This is a genomic window from Rhodobacter sp. Har01, assembly GCF_020564565.1.
Taxonomy (GTDB): domain Bacteria; phylum Pseudomonadota; class Alphaproteobacteria; order Rhodobacterales; family Rhodobacteraceae; genus Pseudogemmobacter.
The window spans coordinates 1-6666 of sequence record NZ_JAJCTD010000020.1; the positions used below are offsets into that span (position 1 = coordinate 1).

At 65.3% G+C, this 6666-nt stretch carries 8 protein-coding genes; 4 read left to right on the forward strand and 4 right to left on the reverse strand.

Annotated features, from left to right (window positions below; genetic code table 11):
- On the forward strand, positions 1-909 hold a 909-nt coding region (locus tag LHP98_RS19060), incomplete at its 5' end, for a type II restriction endonuclease (RefSeq protein WP_264473858.1).
- A gap of 92 nt (positions 910-1001) precedes the next feature.
- Here the strand turns inward: LHP98_RS19060 and LHP98_RS19065 are convergent.
- The 4 genes from LHP98_RS19065 to LHP98_RS19080 form a co-directional block, all read right to left on the reverse strand.
- Positions 1002-1181: a hypothetical protein gene (locus LHP98_RS19065; protein ID WP_227254137.1), complete on the reverse strand. Its 180-nt coding sequence runs from the start codon at positions 1179-1181 to the stop codon at positions 1002-1004.
- Between the two features lie 69 nt (positions 1182-1250).
- Entirely contained in the window at positions 1251-2486 is a 1236-nt protein-coding gene (locus tag LHP98_RS19070; RefSeq protein WP_227254138.1) for a plasmid recombination protein, read from the reverse strand.
- 209 nt (positions 2487-2695) lie between these two features.
- The gene (locus LHP98_RS19075) at positions 2696-3088 is read right to left on the reverse strand and encodes a hypothetical protein (protein WP_227254139.1); all 393 of its coding nucleotides are present in this window, start codon (positions 3086-3088) and stop codon (positions 2696-2698) included.
- Positions 3089-3170: 82 nt separating this feature from the next.
- Positions 3171-3377, reverse strand: coding sequence for a hypothetical protein (locus LHP98_RS19080; RefSeq protein ID WP_227254140.1), 207 nt, complete (start codon positions 3375-3377; stop codon positions 3171-3173).
- Positions 3378-3653: 276 nt separating this feature from the next.
- Between LHP98_RS19080 and LHP98_RS19085 the strand changes: the two genes are divergently transcribed.
- From LHP98_RS19085 to LHP98_RS19095, 3 genes are all read left to right on the forward strand, one after another.
- The gene (locus tag LHP98_RS19085; RefSeq protein WP_227254141.1) at positions 3654-4919 is read left to right on the forward strand and encodes a protein rep; all 1266 of its coding nucleotides are present in this window, start codon (positions 3654-3656) and stop codon (positions 4917-4919) included.
- Between the two features lie 123 nt (positions 4920-5042).
- Positions 5043-6110, forward strand: coding sequence for a DNA (cytosine-5-)-methyltransferase (dcm, locus tag LHP98_RS19090; RefSeq protein WP_319638966.1), 1068 nt, complete (start codon positions 5043-5045; stop codon positions 6108-6110).
- 3 nt (positions 6111-6113) lie between these two features.
- Positions 6114-6666: hypothetical protein (locus LHP98_RS19095; RefSeq protein ID WP_227254142.1), on the forward strand; the 553-nt coding region annotated here is incomplete at its 3' end.

Below are 6666 nucleotides of genomic sequence, written 5' to 3' on the forward strand. Positions count from 1 at the left end.
ACGCCGGACCCATTGGGCGACGCTGCCACCTTGGCGGCTCTGACCACCACCCTTGATGCGTTTTCCCGGTGGCTCCTGGAAGAGCTGAACATTTCCGTGTCGGCCGAGACCACGGGCCAGCTCGATGCGATGTTGAAGAAGTTTGGCGGGGGCCTTCCTGACACCGCGTCGATGTCGGCTTTTGCCCGGCTGACCGCAAAGGGCATCGACGCCCTCGCAGACCCTGACCAAGCCTTGGTGGGCTGGTTCGATTGGGAAGATAAGCTCTTCCGCGAGCTGGAAAGCGTCGTGGTGGGCGAAGAGGTCAAGCCCCACCTCTTCGAGGCATCTGGCAGGGTCAATGTCGAGGCGCTGACCGATTTTTTCCTGGGGGTCCATAACCGGCGCAAGTCGCGCGCGGGCCACGCCTTCGCCCATCACATCCGGGCCGTCTTCGCGGCGAACGCGGCCCTGTTCCAAAGCGAAGTGAACACCGAGAACTCCAAGAAGCTGGACTTCATGCTGCCCAACGGCTTCCTCTATCGGCGGCAGGGCATCCCACAGGGTTTGCTCATCGCCTTGGGGGCGAAGACGACCTGTAAGGACCGTTGGCGTCAGGTGTTGAGCGAAGCCCACCAGATACCCGACAAGCACCTTATCACCCTGGAGTCGAACATCTCCGGGAAGCAGCTCGATGAGATGGCGGCGGAACGGTTGCGGCTGGTCATCCCCAAGCCTCGGCACTGGGTTTTCCAAAGCCAGCATCCGGGGAATGACCCCCTGACCGTGGCCGACTTCCTCGCCTTGGCGAAGAGCCGGGAAGGTGTCCTTCGGCAGAACCACGGCCCGGACTTGGATTGGAGCATCCAGCAGCTCGCAGCCAAGATGATGCCGAAAACCAAACGGAAGCCATCCAGCGCCACCCCTTGACGACTAACACCCCCCCGGCCCGCTCCTATCAAAGTGGGCCGTAGGGACGGGGGGGTGTGGGTTAAGGGCGCGCCGGTTTCAGGTTGGGCGCTTCACCCTCTGGCGATTTGGATGAGGCCCGAGACGAACATCGCAGCGGCTTCGTCGGGCACTTCGTCCAGCCCTGCCAAGAACGACGCCACCGCCTTCGTGTCGCCCTCCCGGTGGAGTTGGAGAAGGGCGTCCAGTGCTTCGACGGCAAGGGCGGGCGGCAGGTGTTTGGCGGTCTTCATCGGTCAGCTCCGGGCGTTTGGTAGGCCCCCCAGGTGGGGCCGTTTCTCGAAACGGCAAGCCTGCCAGCCTTAACGCTCGTCGGCCCTGTCGCGGCCTTGGGGCCGCCCGCGTGGGCTGCGGCTTCCGGGTGGGTCTGCGAACTCGCTTTGCGCCACGATGGCCGCAATGGTGTGGTAGTCATCGCGGGCAGGCCGTGGGGCGTCGTGCGGCGTCTTCGCACTCTCGGCCCATGCTGCTCGTGCTGCGACACGCTCCAAGGCTTCGGCCTGGCGGGCGACCTCGGCCTCCCGCTGTTTCAATACCTCTTCCCTCTCCGCCAGCCCGGCGATGCGTTTCGCGTAGCCCACAAGGGCTTTCAGGTAGGGCCGCACATTCGACAGCCAGCCGCCGAACTCCTGCGTCATCTGCGGAGGCAGGACGGGCCTCTCCACGGATTGAACGGCAAGGCCGGATGACATACGGGGCGCGGCCACCAGCTCGCCCTGCTCCACAGCATCGAGGCCTTTTGTGAAGGCGTCGGCCCCGGCGCGCGCCTCGCCCTCGATCCGCTGGATCCTGCCCTTCCGTCGCGTGCTGTCCGCCTCGATGGTCCGCGCCGCTTCCAAGACCTTCGCGGCCTCCGCGCGGTCGTGGGCGGCCTCGGCCCGGTAGGCGGCGGCGGATTTGTGTTGCGCCTTGGTCTCGCGCTTTGGGCGACCCCTGCGGATGCCGAGGTCTGCCACCTCGGCGGCGTAGGCGGTCTGATGTTCAATCAGCTTCTCCGGGGTGCCCACGATGCGGTCGGCGTTCAGGCCCCACGATGTGACGGCGGCGCGTTTCGCGCCCTCCCGGCCCTTGCGTGGTCGGCCTGCGCGCGCTCGCTCCTTCTGTTCGAGTGGGATGGCCAAGACGTGGATGTGCGGGGTCTCCTCGTCGTCGTGCCGCACTGCTTGGAGGATGTTCGTGGGGCCGAAGGTCGCGCGGGCGTACTCCAAGCCTCGGCGGGTCCAGTCAGCCACCTCGTCCGAGGTCGCGGCAGCGAACCACGACGGGCTGGCGCTTATCACCATCTCGACGGCAAGAACGGCGTCGCGCCGGGGCTTTCCAAGCCCCACGGCTGCGGCCCGTTCGTGCCAGGCGGCGAGGGCGTCGGCCTGACCGTCGAGCCATACGACGCCCGGCCCATCAAGGGGCGGCGTCGTGTGCGAGAGGCCAGAGTCGGCGGTGCGGGTGTTGTGCTGCGAAGCCACGGACAGCTTGCCCATCGTCCGATGTTTTATGAAACGGAGGACGGCAAGCGGTGCCTTGTCCGGTGCGTCGAGCATAGCGAGACCTCCGGCCCCGCAGGGTCCCGCGGAAGCGGCCCCCGGCAGGGCGAAACGAGGGTTATTTCAGCCTTCAGGCGGCCCCCTTGGGGGGAAATAACCCATAGTGAGTAAGGGTTCATTTCCACGAACCGGTTCCCCCTGCACATAGGTCCCCCGGCGCGCTCTCGCTTCCTGTGCGCGATCTCTGTTCGCGATCCGTTAGGCGATCACCCGAACGGCCACCACTTGCGCCGCTTCTCCGCTGCCTCGCGCCACCTTTCGGCGTTGGCCTCTGCTGCGTCGGCCCTCGCTCTTTCGGCGGTCAGGGCCTCGCGCAATCCATCCCGCTCGCCTTCGGCCCGGCCCGCTCTTTCGCGGGCTTCGGCCAAGGCTTCCCATAGACCGGGCGCGGGGGCTTCCATCGGTTTCGTGGGTTCTGGCGTCGCTGCTTCGGGCCGCTCTTTGACCCAGCGGTCGAGCGCCTCGCTGTCCCAAATCAGGTTGCCTTGGTTGTCGCTCTCCGCGAACAACAGGCCCTTCTTCTTCGCGCGCATCAGTGCGTGGCGGCTTACCCCGGCCCGGTCTTGGGCTTGCTTCGTTGTGAGCTTTTCCGCTGGCATCCCATGCTCCCCTTGGCCTGAGCGCGATCAGTGATCGCGGTATGATCGCGCCTTGTGCGCGATCAGGTCAAGGGCATATGGGTCATTCGTCGGGAAGGTCAGGGAAGAGGCTTCCCTGGGCCGGGTTCCTTTTCTTGACAGGCTCCCCCAGCGTCTCGGCATAGGCCCGCACATCATCGACACGCGAGGCCGGGACCTTCACGGCCACGGTTGCCCATCCTTCCTGCTTCGCCTTCTCTCGAAAGCGGCGGACTCGGTCGGTCGATGGCTGTGCTGTGGTCTTCGGCATTGCGCGCCCTCCGATGGTCGGACGCTCATAACATAGGGCGGTTTCGCGTTTCGTGAAACATCCCGCCGTTTTGTTGACTCTGCGTTTGTTTCACCGCACTCTGGGAGCCAAATAGAAAAGCGGACCCGGCAAGGTCCGCTTTTCGAAAAAGGTCCCCCGCAGCGTTGGAAGCGCCCGGAGGGATGACAAGGACAGTGGTGATGCCCTCATGCTTCAAATATAGGCCCGACTTGGGCCGATGGGAAGAGATAATGGCACGCCGCTGGCGCGTGCCAGATGCTGCATAGCAAACTCCCCACACCCCCAACTTCTGGCGTCCATCCCCCCGGCTGCGGCTGCGGCTGTCCTTCGCCTGTCTCCGAATCACCGGCCAAGAATAGCCGCGCGGCATCGCCGCGCGAGGAAGACGCGAACGCGGCTTCCCTTGGTAAGAGCACTAAGGACTTTGTTCGCCAGAATGGGGGCCGGAAAGAGCGGCGGGCGGTCTCGAAGTATCGGCTTCAACGCTACGCGGCGGGGCTGGCGCGGAACCATAAGGGGCTGGCGGTCTGCGGCTGGAAGCCGATGCCGGGCGCGTCGGGCGTGGCCGTGCGCGGGAAGCCGAAAGAGGGCGGCGGGTTCGAGTCCGTCCAGTTGGGCAACCTCGCCATCTGCGGCTCCCATCTCTGCCCCTGCTGCGGCCCCCGTGTCGCAGAGGTGCGGCGGCGAGAGGTGGCGCACATTCTGGAATGGGCAGAGGGGCAGGGCCTCCACCCGGTTTTCCTGACGCTGACCACATCGAACAAGAGGGGCCAGCCCTTGGCCCCGATGGTTCAGGCCCAGAAGGAAGCCCTTCGGGTCTGGAAGCGCGACCGGCGTTATGTGGAACGGCGATCGGCTATCGAGGGTGTCGTTTCGGCCTTTGAAACCACGCACGGCGGCAACGGCTGGCACCCCCATTTCCACCTGCTTTTGCTGGTGAAGGCGAAGACGATGGGCCGCGCCCTGCGGCTTGTCGCAGGGCTGCGCGCGGTCTGGGTGGCGGCGGCGAAGGCCCAAGGTCTCCATGCTGGCCGGGCGGGGTTTAAGGCCGAGGCGGGCCATCGGGCGGCGGAGTATATGGCGAAGTGGGACTTGGCCGACGAGGTGGCGAAGGCCACAGCGAAGGAAGGCAAGGACAACGGGAAGACGCCGAGCCAGCTCCTGCGGCGTGGGTATGAGGGCGATACGAACGCCGCCCACCTGTGGGCGGAGTATGAGCGGGCGATGCGCGGCAAGAGCGTCCTGCGCTTCTCGCCGGGACTGCGGGCCAAGGCCGGGGTGCCTGATATGTCCGACCAAGAGGCGGCGGGCGAAGATGGCGAAGCCGAACGGCCAGAGGAAGCCCCGCGCGACCGTCTGCCGCTCATCGACATCCTGCCGTCCGACCTTTGGGAAGAGGCGAAAGCCAACGGCCTCGACCGCGACGACTTCAAGCGGGCGGCGAAGGAAGACGGCAGGGCCGGAATCCGTGCGTACCTTGCCGACCTTCGAGAGGCGGCGGCTTTCCACCCCCTGGAATAGGGGGCCGGAATATTGCGGCGGTGGGTGGCGAAGGGCGTTATCTACCGAGACAAAAGCGGCGATTTACCTTCTAAAAAGGGTGGGCGAACCAATCTCACACCCGCAACACAAACGAGGAACGGGATGGCACAGGCAGGCTTTGACTTCATCGACCTTTTCGCTGGCATCGGGGGCCTGCGGGTGGGCTTCGAGAACATCGGGGGGCGCTGCGTCTTCACGAGCGAGTGGAACGCATTCTCCCAACAGACCTACAAGGCGAACTTCGGGGATGAGCATCCCATCGCCGGGGACATAACGGCCATCCACGAGGCCGACATTCCCGCCCACGATGTGCTGCTGGCCGGGTTCCCCTGCCAGCCCTTCTCCATCGCTGGCGTCTCCAAGAAGAACTCCTTGGGCCGCGTCCATGGTTTCGCGGATGAAACCCAGGGGACGCTGTTCTTCGATGTGGCGCGCATCATCGCCCACCATCGCCCGCGCGCCTTCCTCTTGGAGAACGTCAAGAACCTCGTCTCCCACGACAAGGGCAAGACCTTCGAGGTCATCATTCGCACCCTGACCGAAGAGCTGGGCTATGAGGTCCATTGGCGCATCGTCGATGCGCGGGCGTGGGTTCCCCAGCATCGGGAACGCATCTTCATCGTCGGTTTCAGGGAACCCACCACCTTCGACTTCGACCAGCTCGTGCGCCCCAAGAAGCATCCGACCCTGGCCGACATTCTCCACCCAGAGGACGGCACCGAGACGGCAGAGCCGCATTACACCGAAGGCCCCGAGGCGAAGGTGTCCGACCGCTACACCCTGACGCCGAAGCTCTGGGAGTACCTCCAAAAGTACGCGGCCAAGCACAAGGCGGCAGGGAACGGCTTTGGCTTCGGCCTCTTCGATGGCACGGGCGTCGCCCGCACTCTGTCGGCGCGCTATTACAAGGACGGTTCGGAGGTTCTGATTGCCCAGCCCGGCAAGAACCCGCGCCGCCTGACGCCCCGCGAGTGCGCGCGCCTCATGGGCTTCGACCGCCCCGGCAGCAACAAGCCCTTCGTCATCCCTGTTTCCGACACACAAGCCTACAAGCAGTTTGGGAACGCTGTCGCCGCACCGGTCGCTGTGTCGATTGCCGAGACGATGGCCCCCTGGCTCTCGAACATCGTGGCCCTGAAACCGGCCAAGCGCCGCACCGTGGGGCGCTGACCTATGGCGTCCATCAAGGATTACTTCGTGGGCGCGGGCGGGAAGTTCCTCGCTCTTGTCGATACCCCGGAAGGGTCGAACCAGTCCGAAATCGGCAAGGCCAGCGTGTTCGCGGGTTTCCTTGGTGATGCCCCGCGCCGGATGAAGGACGGCAACGGCTTCGAGGCCACCTTCTTCTGGTTCCCGGATGATGAGGATGACCGGCTGGCCTACGCCTCGGGCGCGAGCTGGTACGACTCCCGGCAGGGCAAAGAACACCGCGCCGCCGAATGGCGCCTTTACTATGGCCGGGTCAATCCGGTGATGGCGAAGGCATCGCCGGGCGACCTGTGTATCGTCGCGTTGAAGCCGGATCAGACCCTCGCCGTCATCATCAGCCCGGCTGGATCCACGACTGCGGCGCAGCTCGCCCGCCTCTTCGACATTCAAACGCCGGACCCATTGGGCGACGCTGCCACCTTGGCGGCTCTGACCACCACCCTTGATGCGTTTTCCCGGTGGCTCCTGGAAGAGCTGAACATTTCCGTGTCGGCCGAGACCACGGGCCAGCTCGATG